General features: G+C 66.9%; 19 protein-coding genes. 15 read left to right on the top strand and 4 right to left on the bottom strand.

The features are described from left to right. The first annotated feature begins 277 nt into the window (after positions 1-277). From D3218_RS06050 to D3218_RS05980, 15 genes are all read left to right on the top strand, one after another. A complete protein-coding gene (locus tag D3218_RS06050) occupies positions 278-949 on the top strand; it encodes a response regulator transcription factor (protein WP_119539024.1) in 672 nt (223 codons plus the stop codon). A gap of 188 nt (positions 950-1,137) precedes the next feature. Next, the gene (locus D3218_RS06045; protein ID WP_119539023.1) at positions 1,138-2,502 is read left to right on the top strand and encodes a flagellar hook protein FlgE; all 1,365 of its coding nucleotides are present in this window, start codon (positions 1,138-1,140) and stop codon (positions 2,500-2,502) included. A gap of 98 nt (positions 2,503-2,600) precedes the next feature. Next, positions 2,601-4,394, top strand: a complete 1,794-nt coding sequence (gene flgK, locus D3218_RS06040; RefSeq protein ID WP_119539022.1) for a flagellar hook-associated protein FlgK — start codon at positions 2,601-2,603, stop codon at positions 4,392-4,394. A 15-nt stretch (positions 4,395-4,409) separates the two neighbouring features. Beyond that, complete coding sequence (locus tag D3218_RS06035) at positions 4,410-5,465, top strand: flagellar hook-associated family protein (protein ID WP_119539021.1); 1,056 nt, start codon at positions 4,410-4,412, stop codon at positions 5,463-5,465. Between the two features lie 65 nt (positions 5,466-5,530). Further along, positions 5,531-5,881: a flagellar biosynthesis regulator FlaF gene (gene flaF, locus D3218_RS06030; protein ID WP_119539020.1), complete on the top strand. Its 351-nt coding sequence runs from the start codon at positions 5,531-5,533 to the stop codon at positions 5,879-5,881. Between the two features lie 2 nt (positions 5,882-5,883). Further along, entirely contained in the window at positions 5,884-6,336 is a 453-nt protein-coding gene (gene flbT, locus D3218_RS19940; RefSeq protein ID WP_119539019.1) for a flagellar biosynthesis repressor FlbT, read from the top strand. A 3-nt stretch (positions 6,337-6,339) separates the two neighbouring features. Continuing rightward, complete coding sequence (flgD, locus tag D3218_RS19935; RefSeq protein ID WP_119539018.1) at positions 6,340-6,741, top strand: flagellar hook assembly protein FlgD; 402 nt, start codon at positions 6,340-6,342, stop codon at positions 6,739-6,741. 1 nt (position 6,742) lies between these two features. After that, positions 6,743-7,009: a flagellar biosynthesis protein FliQ gene (gene fliQ / locus D3218_RS06015; protein WP_119539017.1), complete on the top strand. Its 267-nt coding sequence runs from the start codon at positions 6,743-6,745 to the stop codon at positions 7,007-7,009. A 171-nt stretch (positions 7,010-7,180) separates the two neighbouring features. Continuing rightward, a complete protein-coding gene (gene flhA, locus D3218_RS06010) occupies positions 7,181-9,277 on the top strand; it encodes a flagellar biosynthesis protein FlhA (RefSeq protein ID WP_119539307.1) in 2,097 nt (698 codons plus the stop codon). After that, positions 9,274-10,029, top strand: coding sequence for a flagellar biosynthetic protein FliR (locus D3218_RS06005; RefSeq protein ID WP_119539016.1), 756 nt, complete (start codon positions 9,274-9,276; stop codon positions 10,027-10,029). The genes flhA and D3218_RS06005 overlap by 4 nt, the downstream gene beginning before the upstream one ends. Continuing rightward, complete coding sequence (locus D3218_RS19640; RefSeq protein ID WP_168990422.1) at positions 10,026-10,430, top strand: hypothetical protein; 405 nt, start codon at positions 10,026-10,028, stop codon at positions 10,428-10,430. Before D3218_RS06005 ends, D3218_RS19640 begins: the two co-directional genes overlap by 4 nt. A gap of 83 nt (positions 10,431-10,513) precedes the next feature. Beyond that, entirely contained in the window at positions 10,514-10,954 is a 441-nt protein-coding gene (locus D3218_RS05995) for a rod-binding protein (protein ID WP_119539014.1), read from the top strand. An 84-nt stretch (positions 10,955-11,038) separates the two neighbouring features. After that, on the top strand, positions 11,039-11,374 hold the full coding sequence (locus D3218_RS05990) for a flagellar protein FlgN (RefSeq protein ID WP_119539013.1): 336 nt from the start codon (positions 11,039-11,041) through the stop codon (positions 11,372-11,374). Beyond that, a complete protein-coding gene (locus D3218_RS05985) occupies positions 11,374-11,847 on the top strand; it encodes a hypothetical protein (RefSeq protein ID WP_119539012.1) in 474 nt (157 codons plus the stop codon). The genes D3218_RS05990 and D3218_RS05985 overlap by 1 nt, the downstream gene beginning before the upstream one ends. A gap of 92 nt (positions 11,848-11,939) precedes the next feature. Next, on the top strand, positions 11,940-14,123 hold the full coding sequence (locus tag D3218_RS05980) for a DUF1217 domain-containing protein (RefSeq protein ID WP_119539011.1): 2,184 nt from the start codon (positions 11,940-11,942) through the stop codon (positions 14,121-14,123). A 15-nt stretch (positions 14,124-14,138) separates the two neighbouring features. Here D3218_RS05980 and D3218_RS05975 read toward each other — a convergent pair whose 3' ends face one another. Genes D3218_RS05975 through D3218_RS05960 form a run of 4 tightly spaced genes read right to left on the bottom strand, consistent with a single transcriptional unit; the run spans position 14,139 to position 18,476 of the window. Next, positions 14,139-15,041 (bottom strand): SMP-30/gluconolactonase/LRE family protein, encoded by a 903-nt coding sequence (locus D3218_RS05975; RefSeq protein ID WP_119539010.1) that lies wholly within the window; start codon positions 15,039-15,041, stop codon positions 14,139-14,141. An 11-nt stretch (positions 15,042-15,052) separates the two neighbouring features. Beyond that, the gene (locus D3218_RS05970; protein WP_119539009.1) at positions 15,053-16,027 is read right to left on the bottom strand and encodes an ABC transporter permease; all 975 of its coding nucleotides are present in this window, start codon (positions 16,025-16,027) and stop codon (positions 15,053-15,055) included. Beyond that, positions 16,024-16,968 carry an ABC transporter permease gene (locus D3218_RS05965; protein WP_119539008.1) on the bottom strand — a complete coding sequence of 315 codons (945 nt, stop codon included), beginning with the start codon at positions 16,966-16,968 and terminating at the stop codon, positions 16,024-16,026. The genes D3218_RS05970 and D3218_RS05965 overlap by 4 nt, the downstream gene beginning before the upstream one ends. After that, on the bottom strand, positions 16,965-18,476 hold the full coding sequence (locus D3218_RS05960; RefSeq protein WP_245414936.1) for an ATP-binding cassette domain-containing protein: 1,512 nt from the start codon (positions 18,474-18,476) through the stop codon (positions 16,965-16,967). The genes D3218_RS05965 and D3218_RS05960 overlap by 4 nt, the downstream gene beginning before the upstream one ends. Positions 18,477-18,546: the final 70 nt, after the last annotated feature.

The following is an 18,546-nucleotide window of genomic DNA, read 5'->3' as shown; positions in this document are numbered from 1 at the left end:
GCCCCTCGCACGTCCGTCCGCCACGGAAACGGACGGATCTCGCCGTCACCTCGAACGGTTGCAAGCCTGGCGTCAGAAATCGCCTATAGGTTGAAAATCGAGCTGAGAGCGTTAAGGCGAGATCGGAAGCGTGTTGGTTAACCGATTGATAAAAAGTCGAAAACCTGTTCGATCGGTAACCCGCCGTTAACCCTATAGTTATTTTTGGGGATGGTCCGATTCGGCTCGGATTGGTTATTTGTTTCCTAACGAAACGCAAGTCACGCGGCGGGGACAGATGATCGTAGTTGTGGACAATCGCGAGCTGGTCACGAACGGCTACAAGTCCCTCTTCGGGACGGAAGGTGTCTCCTCCGCCGGCTTCGGCGTGGACGAGTTCCGCGACTGGGTCGAGACCGCGTCCGACAACGACCTGTCGGCCGTCGAGGCCTTCCTGCTCGGCGACTTTCCCGAGCGCGGCGCCTTCACCCGCCTCGTGCGCAGCCGCTCCACCGCCCCGATGATCGCGCTGGCCGAGGCCAAGGCGCTCAACTCCACGCTCGACCTCTTCGCCGCCGGCATCGACGATGTCGTCGCCAAGCCGGTCCACGTGAAGGAGATCCTGGCCCGCGTCGGCGCCATCCGCCGCCGCGAGGTCGCCGTCGACCGCGCCAAGACCGTGGTGGACGAGATCTGCGTGTTCGCCGACGGGCGCGACGCGGAAGTCGCCGGCCAGCCGATGGTTCTCCCCCGCCGCGAGCGCCGCATCCTCGAATATCTGGTCGCCAACAAGGGGCGCCGCGTTTCCAAGCAGCAGCTCTTCAGCGCGATCTACGGCATCTTCGACGAGAACGTCGAGGAGAACGTGATCGAGAGCCACATCTCGAAGCTGCGCAAGAAGCTGAAGATGCGCCTCGGCTACGATCCCGTTTCCTCCAAGCGTTACCTCGGCTACGGCATCGGCGTCTGACTTCGCACGCGACGCTTCAAGCATTCATCCTGGAAATACTTGTAAGGCCCGGCATGAAGATGCCGGGCCTTATGATTTATGAAGAAATGGTTAATCCTGCGTTATTTAAATTATATGTGACAGCAGCTTCGCGCAAGGCACTCCCACTAGTGTGATCGTAACCCCAGGTAACGGATGAGGCTGGCAGTATGAGTATCGGCGGACTGATGCGCACGAGCGTGTCCGGCATGAATGCGCAGGCGACCCGCCTCAGCGCCGTTTCGGAGAACATCGCGAACTCCAACACCACCGGCTACAAGCAGGCGACGACGGAGTTCACCTCGCAGATGCTGGCCAACGGCAAGGGCATCTACAACTCCGGCGCCGTCGAAGCCAATGTCCGCACGCTCATCAGCGAGCAGGGTGGCCTCACCTACACGGCGAACTCGGTGAATTCCGATAAGCTGGACCTGGCGATCTCGGGTGCCGGTTTCCTGGCCGTGGACGACGGCAACGGCGGCACCGTGCTGACGCGCGCCGGCTCCTTCACGCGCCAGCCCGACGGCACGCTGGTGAACGCCGCCGGCTACGCCCTGAAAGGCTATCCCGTGAGCGCCACCGGCACCGACTACGTGCTGAACGGTTTCGCGGGCCTGGAGAAGGTCAATCTCAGCGCCTCCCTGCTCAGCGCCAACCCGACCACCGAGGGCACGCTGACCATCCCGCTCAACAAGAACTTCGTGGCGCAGGACGCCGCCAGCCTCCCCTCCGCCAACCCCGACGCGGTGCCGGAGGAGAGCAAGACGATCTCCAAGTCGATCACCGTCTACACCAATTCCGGCGAGCCCGTGTCGCTGGACTTCTACTACACCAAGACGGGCGAGAACACGTGGGAGGTCGCGGTCTTCGACGGTCGCGGCCAGTCGACCGGCGCCAACCGGCCCTTCCCCTACAGCGCGGTTCCGGTCACCGATCCGGTGACGACGGGCGCGGCGATCGGCTCGGCGACCCTCGAATTCGACCCGGACAACGGCTACTCGCTGAAGACGATCACCGGCGCCAGCGGCATCACCGGCGTCGACAACAAGTACCTCAGCATCGACCTGTCCGACGCGAGCATCGGCGGCTCGAGCGCCTTCAAGCTCGACATCAGCGCCACGACCCAGCTCTTCGGCGACAACCAGCCCCTCAAGGCGACGGTCAACGGCAACCCCGCCGAGGTGATCGACACGATCAGCGTCGGCGAGGACGGCACGGTCCGCGCCACCTTCACCTCCGGCACCTACCGCGATCTCTACAAGATCCCGCTGGCGCGCGTGGAGGCCGCCGACAACATGACCGTGCTGTCGGGCAACGCCTTCGCGCCGAGCCTCGAGTCCGGCAGTGTGCTGATGGGCTTCGGCGGGTCCGACGGTTTCGGCAAGCTCGTGTCGGGCGCGCTGGAAAGCTCCACCGTCGATCTCGCCTCCGAACTCACCACCATGATCGAGAGCCAGCGATCCTACACCGCCAACTCCAAGGTCTTCCAGACCGGCTCGGAAATCATGGACGTGCTGGTCAACCTCAAGCGCTGAGGCCGGCGGCTCCTCCGGAGCCCTGATGGTCGTGCGCGCCGCCCCGTCGCGGCGCGCCGCCGACAACCTCGTTACTCCCGTCCTCCCGGAACGTTCCCATGTCGCTTTCCGCCGCGTTGAACACTGCCAAATCGTCGCTGGCCGCGTCGCAGCTTCAGACGCAAGTCGTGTCGAGCAACATCGCGAACGTCAACACGGCGGGGGCGACCCGCAAGATCGCCAACGTGGTCTCCGGTTCCGCGGGAACGGTCACCGTCACCTCGATCAGCCAGGCGTCGAATTCCGTCCTGTTCCGCAACATGCTGGATGCGACCTCGAAGCTCCAGGTGTCCGTGGCCCATTCGGACGCCTACTCGCGGCTGAACGAGATCCTCGGCGACACGGACTCCACCGAGTCCCCGCAGGCCAAGATCGCCGCGCTCAACGACGCGCTCTCGACCCTCGCCAATACGCCGGGCAACTACGATCTGGCCCGTAGCGCCGTCCAGTCCGCGCAGGATCTGGTGACGACGATCCGCTCCAGTGCCGATACGGTCGCCACGCTCCGCCGCGACGCCGACACCAAGCTGGCGACCGCGGCGTCCGACATGAACCGGATCCTCGGCGAGCTCGAGTCGGTCAACCGGCAGATCGTCTCCGGCACGGCGAAGGGCAACGACGTCACCGACCAGACCGATCAGCGCGACCGTCTGGTCACCGAGCTGTCGCAGTATGTCGGCGTCAACGCCAACATCCGCGCCGGCAACGACATGGTGCTCTACACCGATTCCGGCGTCACGCTCCTCGAGACCAACGCGCGCACCGTCTCGTTCCAGCCGACGAGCTCGCTCGTTCCCGGCGAGGAGGGCAACGCGCTCTATATCGACGGCGTCGCCGTCACCGGCGCGAACTCCTACATGCCCGTCAAGAGCGGCATGGTCGTCGGCCTGACCGACGTGCGCGACAAGATCGCCAACACCTACGGCGCGCAGCTCGACGAACTCGCGCGCGGCCTGATCTCGGCCTTCAGCGAGTTCGACCCGACCGGTTCGGGCGTCGCCAAGACGGGCATCTTCACCTCGACGCAGGACCTCTCCACCACGACGGGACCCGTCGCGGTCGGCAGCCTGACCGACACGACCGCCTTCTCCGGCAGCATGGACGTGTCCTTCACCGTCACCTACGAGGGCACTGCCTACCAGGCGTCCGGTACGCTGACCGCCGATGACCTGGCGACGCCGGACGCCTTCGCGCAGTGTCTCCAGACCCTGGTGGCCGAGGCCAAGACGACGGGCGGCACCGCCCTGGGCGCAGGGCGGATCTCGGTCGCCAGCGACGGAACGGCGCTGTCGATGACGGCGACGGGCATCGGCGACAGCATCGGCTTCTCCGTCTCGGGGCTTTCAGCGAACCTCGCGGCGGCCGGCGTCGCGGCGGGCACCGGAACGCCGGCCGCCGAGCCCGTCTACGCCGGTCTCAGCGCCACCCTGTCGCTGGCCTCCGGCCTGACCACGACGCCGACCATGATCCGCGACGGCGTCAGCTACGACTTCAACCCCGGCTCCCCCACCAAGCTTGCCGGCTACAGCGACCGCATCGTGGCGCTCACGTCCGCGATGGAAGCGACGCGCTCCTTCTCCACCGCTTCCGGCGCCAACCCCCTGACCAGCCTAGCCGGCTACGCTTCGTCGTCGGTCGGTTGGGTCCAGGAACAGCGATCGGCCGCGGCGACGTCCGTCACCTCCATGTCGACGCTGGTGACGAAGACGAGCGAAACGCTTTCCAGCGAGACCGGCATCAACCTCGATGTCGAGCTGACACGCCTGATCGAGCTCGAACGCTCCTACCAGGCGTCGGCGAAGATCATCTCGACGGTCGACCAGATGTTGTCCCAGCTTCTCGAATCCTTCTGACGGACCTTGCTTGCCATGTCCATTTCCTCGCTCTCCTTCAACGCCGCCACCCGCGCCACCATCATGCGGCTCCAGACGGAGCTGAAGGATGCCAACACCGAACTGAGCTCGGGTCGCTACGCCGATGTCGGGCTGACGCTCGGGCGGCTGAGCGGCGAGGCGGTGCAGTATCACTCGCAGGAAACCAGCATTCAGAAGATGCTGGATTCCAACAAGCTGGTGACGAGCCGCCTGGAGGTGATGAGCGATACGCTGGACGGCGTGCGAACGTCGGCGCAGAGCATGATGACCACGCTCACGACGCTGGCGAGCGACGTCGGCAACTCGGTGGCGGTGAAGTCGGCGCAGGACACGGCGGCTTCGGCGCTGAGCTCGATGATCGGCGCGCTGAACGTCAACGTCACCGGGCAGTTCCTTTTCGCCGGCGCGCAGACCGACCAGACGCCGATGCAGGACGCCAGCAGCAAGGTCGCCGCGAACTTTCAGGGCTTCCTCGATGCCCTGAGCGCCGACAAGGGCACCACGGTGACGGCCGCGACCATCTCGGCCGAGGATCTGAAGAGCTATCTGTCGGCCGACGGCCATCCGCTGGGATACAAGTTCGACGACTCCTTCGACGACGAGAGCTGGGCCGATTGGTCGAACGCGTCGGACACGCCGATCGTCTCGCGCATCTCCAAGACCGAGACGATCGAATCCTCGCTCAGCACCGACGCGTCAGCCTTCCGCAAGATCGCCGCGGCATACTCGCTGATGAACAGCATCGGCCTCGAGAACATGAGCAGCGCGGCTCGCAAGGAAGTCGCCGACGCCGCGCTCTCGCGGATCAACGCGGGCATCGACGGAACCACCGCCCTCGAAGCGCAGGTCGGAACGCGGCTCAATCGTGTGTCGCTCGCCGACACCACGCTGGCCACGCAGAAGACCCTCGTCCAGAACGCGATCGATCGCCTGGAGGGGGTGGATGCGACCGAGGCGGGGCTGCGCGTGACCGCCTTGGAGACGCAGTTGCAGGCTTCCTACACCGTCACCGGACGGCTGCAGAACCTGAGCCTTCTGAACTACCTGTAACGACCCACTCGATCCAGCCGCTCCTCCTGCCGCCCACCGCGATCCAGCCTCACGGGACATGAAGCATGTATCAGTTTTCCTATGCGGAAGTCAGTTCGGAGAGTTCCGCGACGGCCCGCGACCGGGAGCGTGAGGCGCTCGACCGCACCGTCGACGCGCTCCAGCGCGCGCAGGCGGCCGGTCCCAAGTCGCGCGAGGCCGTCGAGGCGATCTATCTGACGCGCAGCCTCTGGAGCGTGCTGGTCGAAGACCTGGCAAACGCCGAGAACACCCTGCCCGAGGAGCTTCGCGCGGCGCTGATCTCGATCGGCCTCTGGATCATGCGCGAAGCCGAGGCGATCCGCCTCGGACGCAGCGACGACTTCTCGGCGATGATCGAGATCACCGCCATGATCCGCGACGGGCTCGGAGAATAGGCATGTCCACGCTTCGGATCACGCTGCGCGCCGGCGAGCGGATATTCGTCAACGGCGCGGTGATGCGCGTCGACCGCAAGACCCATCTCGAGTTCATGAACGACGTGACCTTCCTCCTGGAAAGCCATGTCATGCAGGCCGACGACGCGACCACCCCGCTGCGCCAGCTCTACTTCGTGATCCAGCTCATGCTGATCGACCCGGCCGGCGCCGCCGAGGCCCGCGCACTGTTCGACAGGACCTATCCCTCGCTTCTCGCCGCGTTCTCGTCGCCGGACATCCGGTCCGGCATCCAGGACGTCGTGGACCTCGTCCAGCGCGAGCGGAACTTCGAGGGGCTGAAGCGCCTCCGTTCGCTGATCCCGCTGGAGGAGATCGTGTTGAAGGGCGACGCCATCCCCATGCCCGACCTCAAGTCGATCGCCCGCCCGGCGATCGCAGTGGGAGTACGCTGAACCATGACCACCGTTTCGAGCGTCTCGAGCACCGCCGCGACGACCACCAGCAGCACCAGCAGCGAGGTCAAGACCGGGCTCGACTACGACGCCTTCCTGAAGCTGCTGGTCGCGCAGATGAAGAACCAGGACCCGCTCAACCCGACCGACCCGACCGAGCAGATGAGCCAGCTCGCGTCCTTCTCGAACGTCGAGCAGTCCATCAAGCTGAACCAGAAGCTCGAGGCGATGACCACGCTCTCGACGCTGACCCAGGCGAACAACCTGATCGGGCGGACCGTGACCACCGGCGACGGCAGCGTCACCGGCGTCGTGAAATCGATCCAGGTCGCCTCGGACGGCGCGATCGCGACGCTGGAGGACGGCAAGCTCGTGCTTCTCGAAGCCGGCATCAAGGTCGAGTAGCATGAACGAGGCGGACGCCATCGACATCGTGCAGTCGGCGATCTGGACCGTGGTCACCGGCTGCGGGCCGGCCGTCGCCGGGGCCATGCTCGTGGGTATCGTGATCGCCCTGTTTCAGGCGCTCACGCAGATCCAGGAAGTGACCCTGACCTTCGTGCCGAAGATCCTGGCGATCTTCGTCATCATCGCCTTCACCGCCTCCTTCACGGGCGCGCAGGTCTACGCCTTCACCCAGGAGACCTTCTCGCGGATCGAGCACGGGTTCTGATCCGCCGCCTCGCGCGCATCGAACCTCATCCACCGGGCCCGCGCCTCCAAGGCGCGGGCCTTCGTCGTTCCGGACCACCGCCAGCCCTGCACCAGTCCGGGCTGGCAAGAAAGCGTTAACGATCCCGCTTCCCGCGTCTCCGCCGCCGGAAGCCGTCCAGGACCGATGCGCATGGCCGTCGATACGCTGAAAATCCCCTCATCGTCGCTGCCGCCCAAGGCGAGCTCGCGCGACATCGGCTTCGCGCTCGGCATCGTCGCCATCCTGGCGGTCCTCTTCGTCCCGATCCCCGCCTTCCTGATCGACATGGGGCTGGTCATCTCGATCGCCCTGTCGATCCTGATCCTGATGGTGGCGCTGTGGATCGAGAAGCCGCTGGACTTCTCGGCCTTCCCGACCGTCCTGCTCCTCGCCACCATGCTGCGCCTGTCGCTGAACATCGCGACGACGCGGGTCATCCTCAGCCACGGCGACGAGGGCCACAACGCGGCGGGCTACGTGATCGGCGGATTCTCGCAGTTCGTGATGGGCGGCGATTTCGTGATCGGCATCGTCGTCTTCATCATCCTGATCACCGTCAACTTCCTGGTCATCACCAAGGGCGCCACGCGTATCGCGGAAGTCGGCGCCCGCTTCACGCTGGACGCCATCCCCGGCAAGCAGATGGCCATCGACGCCGACCTGTCCGCCGGCCTGATCGACGAGAAGCAGGCACAGGCGCGCCGCCGCGAGCTGGAGGAGGAGAGCTCCTTCTTCGGCTCGATGGACGGTGCGTCGAAATTCGTTCGCGGCGACGCGATCGCCGGCCTCATCATCACCGCCGTCAACATCTTCGGCGGCATCGTGATTGGCGTGACGCGCCACGGCATGGACGCCGCGCACGCCGCCGACGTCTTCGTGAAGCTGTCGGTCGGCGACGGTCTGGTCACGCAGATCCCCGCCCTCGTGGTCTCGCTCGCCGCCGGCCTGCTCGTGTCCAAGGGCGGCACGCGGGGAGCGGCCGAAAGCGCGATCATGATGCAGCTCGGGCACTACCCGCGCGCGCTCATGGTCGCCGCTTCGCTGCTCTTCGTGCTGTCGCTGCTGCCTGGGCTGCCGTTCCTGCCCTTCGCGATGGTCGGCGTCGTCCTGGGCGTCGTCGCCTACGTGATCCCACGTCGCCGCGCCACGGAGGCGCAGAGGGTGGAGGGCGAGAAGCGCGCGCAGGAGGCCCAGGCGATCGAGGCCGAGCGCCAGTCGGTCAAGGAATCCCTGCGCATCATCGAGGTCGAGCTGGTCCTCGGCAAGCAGGTGTCGGCGCACCTGTCCTTCGCGCGCGGCGAGCTGGCCAGCCGCGTCGGCAAGATGCGCCGCCGCTTCGCCTCGCGCTACGGCTTCGTGATTCCCGAGATCAAGCTGTCGGACGACCTGTCGATCGGCGGCAAGGCCTATGCGATCAAGGTGCACGGAACCACGGTCGCCACGCAGGAGGTGCGCCTCGGCGATCTCCTGATCGTGCTGGGCGACGCGCCGCCGCCCGACATGCCGCACGACCTGACCAAGGAACCCGCATTCGGCCTTCGCGCGGCTTGGATCTCCGAGACCTTCGCCTCGTCGGCGCGCCGGGCGGGCTTCGAGCCCGTCGACACGCTGTCGATCATCCTGACGCATCTGTCCGAGGTGATGCGCAACAACTTGGCCCATCTCCTGTCGTACAAGGACATGCGCTCGCTGCTCGACCGGCTGGAGCCGGAATACAAGCGCCTGATCGAGGAGATCGTGCCGACCCACATGAGCTATTCGGGGCTCCAGGCAGTGCTGAAGCTGCTCCTCGCCGAGCGCGTCTCGATCCGCAACCTGACGCTGATCCTCGAAGCCATCGCCGAGATCGCGCCGCATGTCCGGCGCTCGGAGAAGATCGTGGAGCACGTGCGCACCCGCATGGCGCAGCAGATCTGCGGCGATCTCCTGCACAACGGCCAGCTCGGCGTGCTGCGCCTCGGCAACCGGTGGGACCTCGCCTTCCACCAGGCGCTCAAGCGCGACACCAAGGGCGACGTCGTCGAGTTCGACATCGATCCGCGCCTGGTGGAACAGTTCGCGACCGAAGCATCCAAGATCATCCGCGAGAAGACGGACCAAGGCGAGAACTTCGTGCTCGTGGCCTCGCCCGACGCGCGTCCCTACGTGCGCATGATGATCGAGCGCATCTTCGTGAACCTGCCGGTCCTGTCGCATCTGGAGATCGCGCGGGGCGTGGACATCAAGGCGCTCGGGTCGATCTCGTGACCCCCGAGGCGGAGATCCTGGTGCTATCGGCCTTCCTGGTTTTCTGCCGGATCGGGGCCTGTCTGATGGTGCTGCCGGGATTCTCGTCCTTGCGCATACCCGCGCAGATCCGCCTGTTCGTGGCGGTCGCGATCGCCTTCGCCGTGTCGCCCCGCCTTCTGCCCGACATCATGCCGCTCGTGCGCGGCGCGTCCGACGACCTGCGCATCGCGATGATGTTCGGCGAGCTGCTGAACGGGCTCCTGATCGGTCTCCTGGGCCGCGTTTTCATGATCGCGCTGCAGTTCTCGGGGAGCGTCATCGCCAACGCGATCGGCATGGGCCAGACGCTCGGCGTGCCCATCGAGGGGCACGAGGCCGATCCGGCCCTGGTGTCGCTCATCACGCTCACCGCCACGGTGCTGATCTTCGCCCTGAACCTGCATGCCGAGATCGTCCATGCGCTTCTCGCCTCCTACCGGGCCATGCCCGTGGAGCTCGGCTTCTCCATCCGCACCGGCCTCACCGCGCTGGTCGACAACCTGGACGAGACGTTCCATCTCTGCCTTCGCATTGCCAGCCCGTTCGTGGTCTACGCGGTGATCGTCAACTTCGCGGTCGGCCTCGCCAACAAGATGACGCCGCAGATCCCGATCTACTTCATCTCGCTGCCCTTCGTTCTGGCGGGCGGGCTGGTGCTCCTCGGCTTCTCGATCGGCGACTACCTCACGCTGTTCATCGAAGGCTTCCGCAACTGGGTTATCTACGGATGAGCGTTCAGAGTCGGGCCGAGCGGCTGACGCGCGTGCGCGCCGTGCAGGAGAAGATGCGTCAGCTCGAGGAATGGCGCCTCGGCGAGCTGGTGCGCGAGGAGGCCCGGCTCGTGGACAACGAGCGCGAGCTTCTGGAAACGCTGGGCTCGCAGTCGCTGATGCACGGCCTCTTCCTGGAGGGAAAGGCGGCCGCGCTCCGGCGCAACGACCTCACCCTGCGCGAGACGCGCGAGCGCGAGGCCGCCGCGAGGGAGCGGGTGCGCAAGGCGCAGGCGACCGAAAAGCGGGTCGAGCGCGCCGCGGGCAAGGCGGAGGCCGCCGAGCGCGCCGAGGCGGAGCGCGCCGAGCTGCTGCTGGCCCTGGAAGACCACCTCGCCGCGCGGGCCGCAAGTTTCGAATAAGTAGCCTGGCTTACAACTTCCCTTAGCGAATCGCGGCGCCGAACTCGGCGTCGTGCCGCGATCCAGCTTCAGGATTGGCATCCATGACCGTTTCCCCCCTCGCGGCGTCGCTCGCCACCGAGCGCACGGACCGGACGCTCGCCCCGGCCGCGTCGCGCACGGTCGAGGGCACGGCGCAGGCCGAGGCCTTCGAGAAGGAGATGCCGGTGGCGCGGGCGATTGCGGCGGTCGAGGGCGGGACCGACGATGTCCACTTCCGCCATCAGACCTCCCGCAGCGGCGAGCTTCATCCGCTCCAGAAGTTCGAGAGCTTCGTGCTGCGCAGTTTCATCGAGAACATGCTGCCCAGCCAGAACACGTCGTTCTTCGGAACGGGCACCGCCGGAAACATCTGGCGCTCCATGCTCGCCGAGCGCATCGGCGACGAGATGGCTAAGTCCGGGGGGATCGGCATCGCGAAGATGCTGGAGGAGGAAGGGCGGGGCGGAGCGCAGGCTCCCGATACCGCGCAGAAGACGACCTGACGAACGGGGACACGGCTCCCCGTCATCGACACGAGGGCGGATCGCCCGCATGAAAAAAGGGTAGAGGCATTGGAAGCGGTTCTCATGCAGGCCATCAACAGGCTCGAAGCCGTCATCGCCGGGGAGATGATGGCGCTGCGCGCGGGCGACCATTCGGGCTTGGGCGACATCAGCCACCGTAAGAACCAGAGCCTTCTGGAGCTCACCCGCATCGGACGCGGCATCGACGCGGCGAGCGTCAGCGGCGACCTGCGCGGCCGGCTGAGCGTGCTGCGCGAGCGCCTGGACGACAACAGCCGTCTTCTCGAGCTGCACATGGAGGCCACGGCCGAGGTGGCCGGCCTCATCACGCAGGCGATCGCCGAAGCCGAATCCGACGGCACCTACGGCGCGCCCCGGAGCGGGGCCAAGCGATTCTGATGATCAAGATCCTCGGCATCGGCATCTGGGTCTGCCTCGTGACGCTGGGTACCGGGTATGCGGTCGCCAACATGGCGGCCGGGCAACCGGCGGGGCCCGAACCCGGGCCCACCTATTTCGAAGGCCTCGACTACAAGAAGACCGACACGATCGCGGTTCCCATCATCGCCGAGAACGCGATCCAGGGTTATGTCCTGGCCCGCTTCGTCTACACGATCGACGGCAAGACGGCGGCAAGTCTCGCCGTGCCGCCCGATCCGATCATCCTCGATCAGGCCTTCAAGTCGGTCTACGCGGTCACCAACTTCGACTTCAAGAACCCGGAACGCTACGACCTGCCGGCCTTGCTCGCCTCGCTCAAGGACGACGTGAACGCGAAGTACGGCAAGCCCGTCGTCGAAGACATGATGGTCGATCAGTTCGACTTCCTGCCGAAGAACCAGCTCGGCGGCGAGGTGCTGAAGACCCAATAGGACCGGCCCATTTACGCCGGTTTAATCATAACCGACGATCATGGAGCCCGTGTCCCGCGCCCGGTCTCGTGCGCCCGAACGAGGCTGTTGCCGTGCTTTCGACCCTGCTGAACTACCGCCTGTACAGCAACGACCTGACCAAGTCTCTGGCGCGTATCTCGCAGCAGGCATCGGTGCAGCGCGAGTCGGACTACTACAAGGCGAACATCGGCAAGGTGAAGTCGACCGACGACCTGCTGAAGAACTATCGCCTCTACGCCTACGCGATGAAAGCCTACGGCCTGGAGGACCAGACCCAGTCCGTCGGGCTGATGCGCAAGGTGCTGGAAAGCGACCTGTCGGACTCGACGAGCTTTGCCAACAAGCTGGTGGACAAGCGCTACCGCGAGTTCGCGGCCGCCTTCCAGTTCGGCTCCTCCACCGAGGCCGCGATCCAGACCACGGCCCAGACCGAACTCCTGACCGAAGCCTACAGCGAGCATCGCCTGCGCGCGGCCGCGGTGGTCGCCAAGACCGTCGACGCCTATACCGCCAAGATCGCCAACGTCCGCACCGTGTCGGACCTGCTCGACGACGCCGACATGTTCCGCGTCGTGGCGAAGGTCGCGGGCCGCGACCCGGACACGACCGACAAGGCCTCGCTGAAGGCGCTGCTCGCCGACGCCCTGACCACGGGCGCCGCCTCGTCGGGCGACGCGCAGCTTCAGGAGCTCAAGGACCGTTTCCAGTTCCAGGCGGACGGAACCCTGCCGACCACCGATCCCGCGACCACCGCCCAGACCGAGGCGGCGCGGATCGACATCTCGGCCACCTACTACGACGAGATGGGCTCGGGCACGAGCTCCCAGGCCGCCGCGCTGAAGACAAGCTATGTGAAGAGCTTCCTCGAGGCGAACCCGACCGCCGAGGCGCTGGCGGCGGACGATCAGGTCCTCGACTACATCCTGACCGCCTTCGGCCTGTCGCCGGGCAGCGAGACCTCCGCATTCGTCCAGAACATCCTGACGTCGCGGTCCGACAACCAGCCGAACGCGCTGTCGCAGATGGCCCAGAGCACCACGGGCGAGATCGCGCGCAAGAAGAGCATGACCGCGATCAACGCGGCCTTCAGCTTCAACTCGGACGGCACGATCGACGGATCGCTGTTCGCGTCCGGCTCGAGCTTCTCCACCCTGGAGAGCGCCTTCTTCTCCAACTACCAGAAGGCCGACGCCACCAGGGACAAGCTGAGCATCAGCACCTTCGCGGTGCGCCTTTCGAACATGAAGTCCATCAACGACCTGATCGGTCGGGACGCCGTGTTCGGCAAGGCCGCCTTCAACTACATCCTGACCGCTTTCGACATCGATCCGACCACGGAATCGACGTCCAAGATCCGCCAGGTGCTCCTGAGCGATCCGTCCGACCCGACGAGCTACGTCAGCAAGCTCAAGGACGAGCGTTACGAACGCTTGGCGGCCGCCTTCAACTTCGGCTCGGACGGCAAGGCCTCGACCCAGCGCCTGGCCCAGTCGGTCACGAACCAGACCGCGACGGGCACGCTCTACACCGCCTCGTTCGGAACCGACATCAGCGACGCGAAGAAGAGCCTCATCGCGAAGGACACGGAGGACTACCTGACGGCGGTCGGCCAGATTCGGTCGCTGGACGATTTCATCGCCGACAAGGACGTCGTCGCCTACGCGCTGAAGGCCTACGGGCTTGAGGACGAGAAGATCTCGAACGCAGATCTGCGGAAGCTCTTCACGAGCGATCTGTCCGATCCGAAAAGCTTCGCCAACGCCAAGAACGACAAGCGTTTCACGAAGCTGGTGGCGGCCTTCAACTTCACGACCAGCGGAACCATCCAGCGCGAGACCGAAGGCGTCCAAAGCGGTTCGGCGCTCCTGTCGACGCAGAACAAGTATCTGCTCCAGACGATGGAGACCCAGACGGGCGAGAGCAGCGAGGGGGCTCGACTGGCGCTGTACTTCCTGCGCGTCGCGCCGGACGTGACGGAGCCCTACGGCATCCTCGGCGACAAGGCGCTCTTCGAGGTGGCTCGCACCGCGCTCGGGCTGCCGAGCGGCATGTCGAACATGGACATCGAGGCGCAGGCCAAGATCCTGGAGTCGCGCATCAACTTCGACGACTTCCAGGACGCCAAGAAGCTCGACAAGTTCATCCTGCGGTTCTCGACGCTCTACGACGTCGCCAACTTCTCGACCGAAAGCTCGCCGATCCTGGCGCTGTTCGGCGAGAGTTCGGGCGCCAACGGCATCCTCGGCATCGTGTGAGGTGAGGCGGGGGCTTCAGCAGCCCCTCGCGCCCACATAGATTGCATAGAGCGAGCGCGTCGCCGTGATGAAGAGGCGGTTGCGCCGCGGGCCGCCAAAGCAGAGGTTCGCCACCACCTCCGGCACGAGGATCTTGCCGAGGCGCGTGCCGTCCGGCGCGAAGCAGTGGACCCCGTCGGCGGCGCTCGACCAGAGGTTTCCCCGCATGTCGACGCGGATGCCGTCCGGCACTCCGGCGTCGATGTGGCAGAACACCCCGTCGTCCCGCAGGGCGTCGCCCTCCACGCGGAAGCGCCGGATGTGGGTCGGCACGCCGTGCGTATGGCTGGCGCCGGAATCGGCGACGTAGAGAACGCTTTCGTCGGGCGAGAAGGCGAGACCGTTGGGCTGGAGGAAGTCGTCCACCACGCGGGTGATCGCCCCGCTCGCCCCGTCGACGCGGTAGACGCCGCGCGCCGACTGCTCCGGCTCCGCCTGGAACCCCTCGTAGTCGCCCATGATGCCGTAGGTCGGATCGGTGAACCAGATCGAGCCGTCGGAGCGGACCACGAGGTCGTTCGGCGAGTTCAGGCGCTTGCCCTCGAACCGGTCGGCGATCACGGTCACCGAGCCGTCGGTCTCGGTGCGCGTCACGCGCCGCGTGCCGTGCTCGCAGGACATCAGCCGGCCCTGCCGGTCGCGGGTGTTGCCGTTGGAATGGTTGGAGCCCTGCCGGAACACCGACGTGCCGACGTCGGGAATGTGGCGCATCATCCGGTCGTTGGGGATGTCGCTCCAGACGAGGTGTCCGGCGTCGCCGAACCACACCGGCCCTTCCGCCCAGCGACAGCCGTCGAACACCATCTCCAGCTCGACGTTCAGCAGCGTCAGCGCCTCGAAACGCTCGTCGTCGATCTGGTAGGGCGTCATGATCGCCATGGGGGTGTCCTTCAGTTGCGTCCGGTGCGGGGACCGCCGGCGACGGTGATGATCGCGATGATGATGAGGCCGGTCAGGAGCAGCCGCAGCCCTGCGCCCACGCCGAACGTGTTGAGCATCGTCACCAGCAGATACAGGAAGATCGACGCGCCCCAGAGGCCGGGAACGTTGGACTGGCCGCCCGACACCGACGAGCCGCCGACCACCACCACGGCGATGGATGCCAGGAGATACTCCTCGCCCATGTTCAGCGAGGAGCCGCCCGAGAACCCGGCGAGGACCGCGCCGCAGAGACCGGCCAGGACGGCCGACAGGACATAGGTCGCCCAGCGAAGCCGCTCCACCGGAATGCCGGCCAGGAGGGCCGCGCGCGGGTTCTGGCCGATCGCCGAGATCGAGCGCCCGTAGACCGTACGGTGCAGCAGCACCCCCATGGCAAGGCAGAGCACTAGCGTGGCGATCGCGAGATAGGGCACGCCGAGAACCCGCCCGGTCGCGAACTCGCCGAAGGCGGCCGGCGGGCGCACCCGCAGGCCGCGTCCGTAGGCGATGGCCACCGACTGGATCAGGAAGCTCGCCGAAAGGGTGGCGATGATCGGGGGGATCTGGAGAATGCGGATCAGGGCGAAGTTGAAGCAGCCGACGGCGACGCCCACGCCGAGCGCGGCGAGGATACCCGGCAGGATCATCGCGTCGCTGCCCCCCATCACCGTCATCGAAACGGCTCCCGCCAGCGCGATGGTCGAGGGGATCGACAGGTCGACATTGCCCGGGCCCGTCGTGATGACGAACATCTGGCCGAGGCCGACGATCACGTACATCGTCGCGAAGGTGAGGGCGGTGGACAGGATCTGGCCGGCGCCCGTCCCGCCGGTGAAGGCGATCGTGGCCAGAAACACCGCGCCCGCGCCGAGAAAGGAGAACACCCAGGGGCGGGCCTGCGCCGTGCGCCGCTTCGCCCGGGGCGTCGAGATCGCGCCGCTCATGCCGCTTGCCTTTCCACGCGATTGACCAGGGCGCGCAGCGCCAGGACCACGATCAGGATGGCGCCCTGCGCGCCGATCTGCCAATCCGGCGAAATGCGCATGAACGACAAGAGCGAACCCGCAAGGGTCAGTGTCAGGGCGCCGAGCACGGCGCCCACCGGCGAGATGCGCCCGCCGGTGAACTCGCCCCCGCCCAGGATCACGCCCGCGACCGACAGGAGCGTGTAGCGCAACGCGATGTTGGCGTCGGCGGACGTGGTGAGACCCACCAGCGCCAGGCCCGACAGCACGCCGAACACGCCGCACAGCGCATACATCGTCATCTTCGCGCGCAGCAGCGACCAGCCGGCGCGCTGCACGGCCTGGGCATTGCCGCCCGCACCGCGCAGCACGACGCCGAAGGACGAGCGCATCAGGAGGAGATGTCCGGCGACGGCGAGGAGCGCGCTCGCGATGATCGCCAGCGGCACGATCGGGGTCTTGAGCTTGACGAGGGCGGAGAGCCAGGCCGGCGCGCTGCCGCCGGGGCTCGGCAGCAGGAGCACCGCCGCGCCGAGCCACACGAAGCTCATGCCGAGCGTGACCACGATGGAGGGCAGGTTGCGCACGTGAATCAGGGCGCCGAGCAGCGCATAGACGCCGATGCAGCTGATCAGGGCGAGGACGCCGAGCAAGGGCGTGTCGTTCAGGAGCGTCGCCCCGATGCAGGCGACGAAGGACACGAAGCCGCCGATCGACAGGTCCAGGTCGTTTACCGCGATGACGCAGAGCTGCGCCATCGTGGCCAGCGCGATCGGCAGCGCGAGGTTGAGCATCAGCGACAGGCCGAGATAGCTCATGGCGCGCGGCTGGATGATGAAGATGGCGACCAGAAGCAGCGCCAGCGAGACCGGCGGCAGGAGATCGCGCAGGGTGCGGGCGAGGGCGGGGCTGCGGATCATGCCGCATTCTCCTCGAAGGAGGACTGGAGGACCCGTGCCTCCGACAGCTCGCTGCGCGCCATGTCAGCGACGATCCGCCCGGAGCGGAAGACGTAGACGTGATCGCAGGCGCGCAACTCGTCGAACTCCGTCGTGTACCAGAGGAAGGTGCGGCCCTTGGCGGCCTCGGCGCGGATCAGGGCGTAGACCTCCTGCTTGGTGCCGATGTCGACGCCGCGCATCGGGTCGTCCATCAGCACGATCTCGGCGTCGGAGGCGAGCGCGCGGGCGAACAGCGCCTTCTGCTGGTTGCCGCCCGACAGGGTCAGGATGCCGTTGTCCATGTCGGGCGTGCGGATCGCGATGCGCGCCTTCCATTCCTCTTCCATCGCGCGCTCGGCCTCGGCGTCGATCAGGCCGAGGCGGCTCATCGCGCGAAGCGAGCGCACGGTGACGTTGGCGCCGATCGACCAGAGCGGGAACACGCCGTCGCTCTGCCGGTCGCCCGCGACGAAGGCGGTGCGCCCGTGAAGCTCGCAGAGGCGCGAGCGGCCGCGCGATGCGTTCTGCAGGAGCACGAGCAACGCGGTCTGCCCGTGTCCGGCAAGGCCCCCGAGGCCGATGATCTCGCCGCGCCGCGCCTCGACGCGCCGATCGTTCGCCTGGCGCGGCGGGGCCGCGGAGGCGACCACGGGTGCGGCCGAGCGGGCCGTGGGGCCGGCGCTCGTCTCGGCCGCGTCCTCCTGCGCGTGCGCCACATGCCCCATGGCCTCGACCAGCGAGTGGCGGGTGAACTCCTTGGCGGCGCGGTCGGCCACGACGCGGCCGTCGCTCATCACGGTGATCCGGTCGCAGGTCTCGAGGATCTCGCCGAGGATGTGCGAGATCAGCACGACGCTGCCCCCCTCGGCCACGAAGCGGCGCACGTGGGCGAGAAGCTGGCCCGCCACCTGAGCATCCAGCGAAGAGGTCGGCTCGTCGAGGATCACCAGCGAGAGCGGCGTCTCGCCCGCCGCGAACACGGTGGCGATCTCCACCATCTGGCGCTGGCCGAGGGCGAGGTCGGAGACGAGGTCGCCCGGCCGGATGCCGTGGCCGGGAAAGATCGCATCGAGCTGGCTGACGATCAGCCGCGCCGCGCGCGCGCGCCAGCCGAAGCCGCGCAGGAAGGGATGGCGGACGCGGGCGTTCTCGGCCACCGTCAGGTTGGGGCAGAGCGAGAGTTCCTGGAACACGCAGCGCACGCCGAGCCGGCCGGCCCGCTCAACCGAATAGCGGCCCGTCTCGTCGGAGCCGGAGATCCGCAGCGTTCCCTCGTCCGGCCGCACGTTGCCGGCGAGCACCTGCATCAGCGTAGACTTGCCGGCGCCGTTGTGGCCGGCGAGGCCGATGCACTCGCCGGGCGCGATGGCGAAGTCGACCCCGCCAAGGGCGCGCACGGCCCCATAGGCCTTCGCCACGCCGCGAAGGTCCACCAGCGGGCGCGCGGGGGCGTCGGCGGGGTCGGCCCCGCCCTCGGATGGCATCATGGAAACACTCGCGAGCCTGCGTCGTCGAACGGGGCGGGCGGCAGCGGCACTCGCCGCCGCCGCTCGCGGC

The organism is Aureimonas flava, from assembly GCF_003583935.1.
GTDB lineage: Bacteria > Pseudomonadota > Alphaproteobacteria > Rhizobiales > Rhizobiaceae > Aureimonas > Aureimonas flava.
Note: the sequence above shows the minus strand (reverse complement) of the source record. Positions and strands in the feature narration are given on the sequence as shown.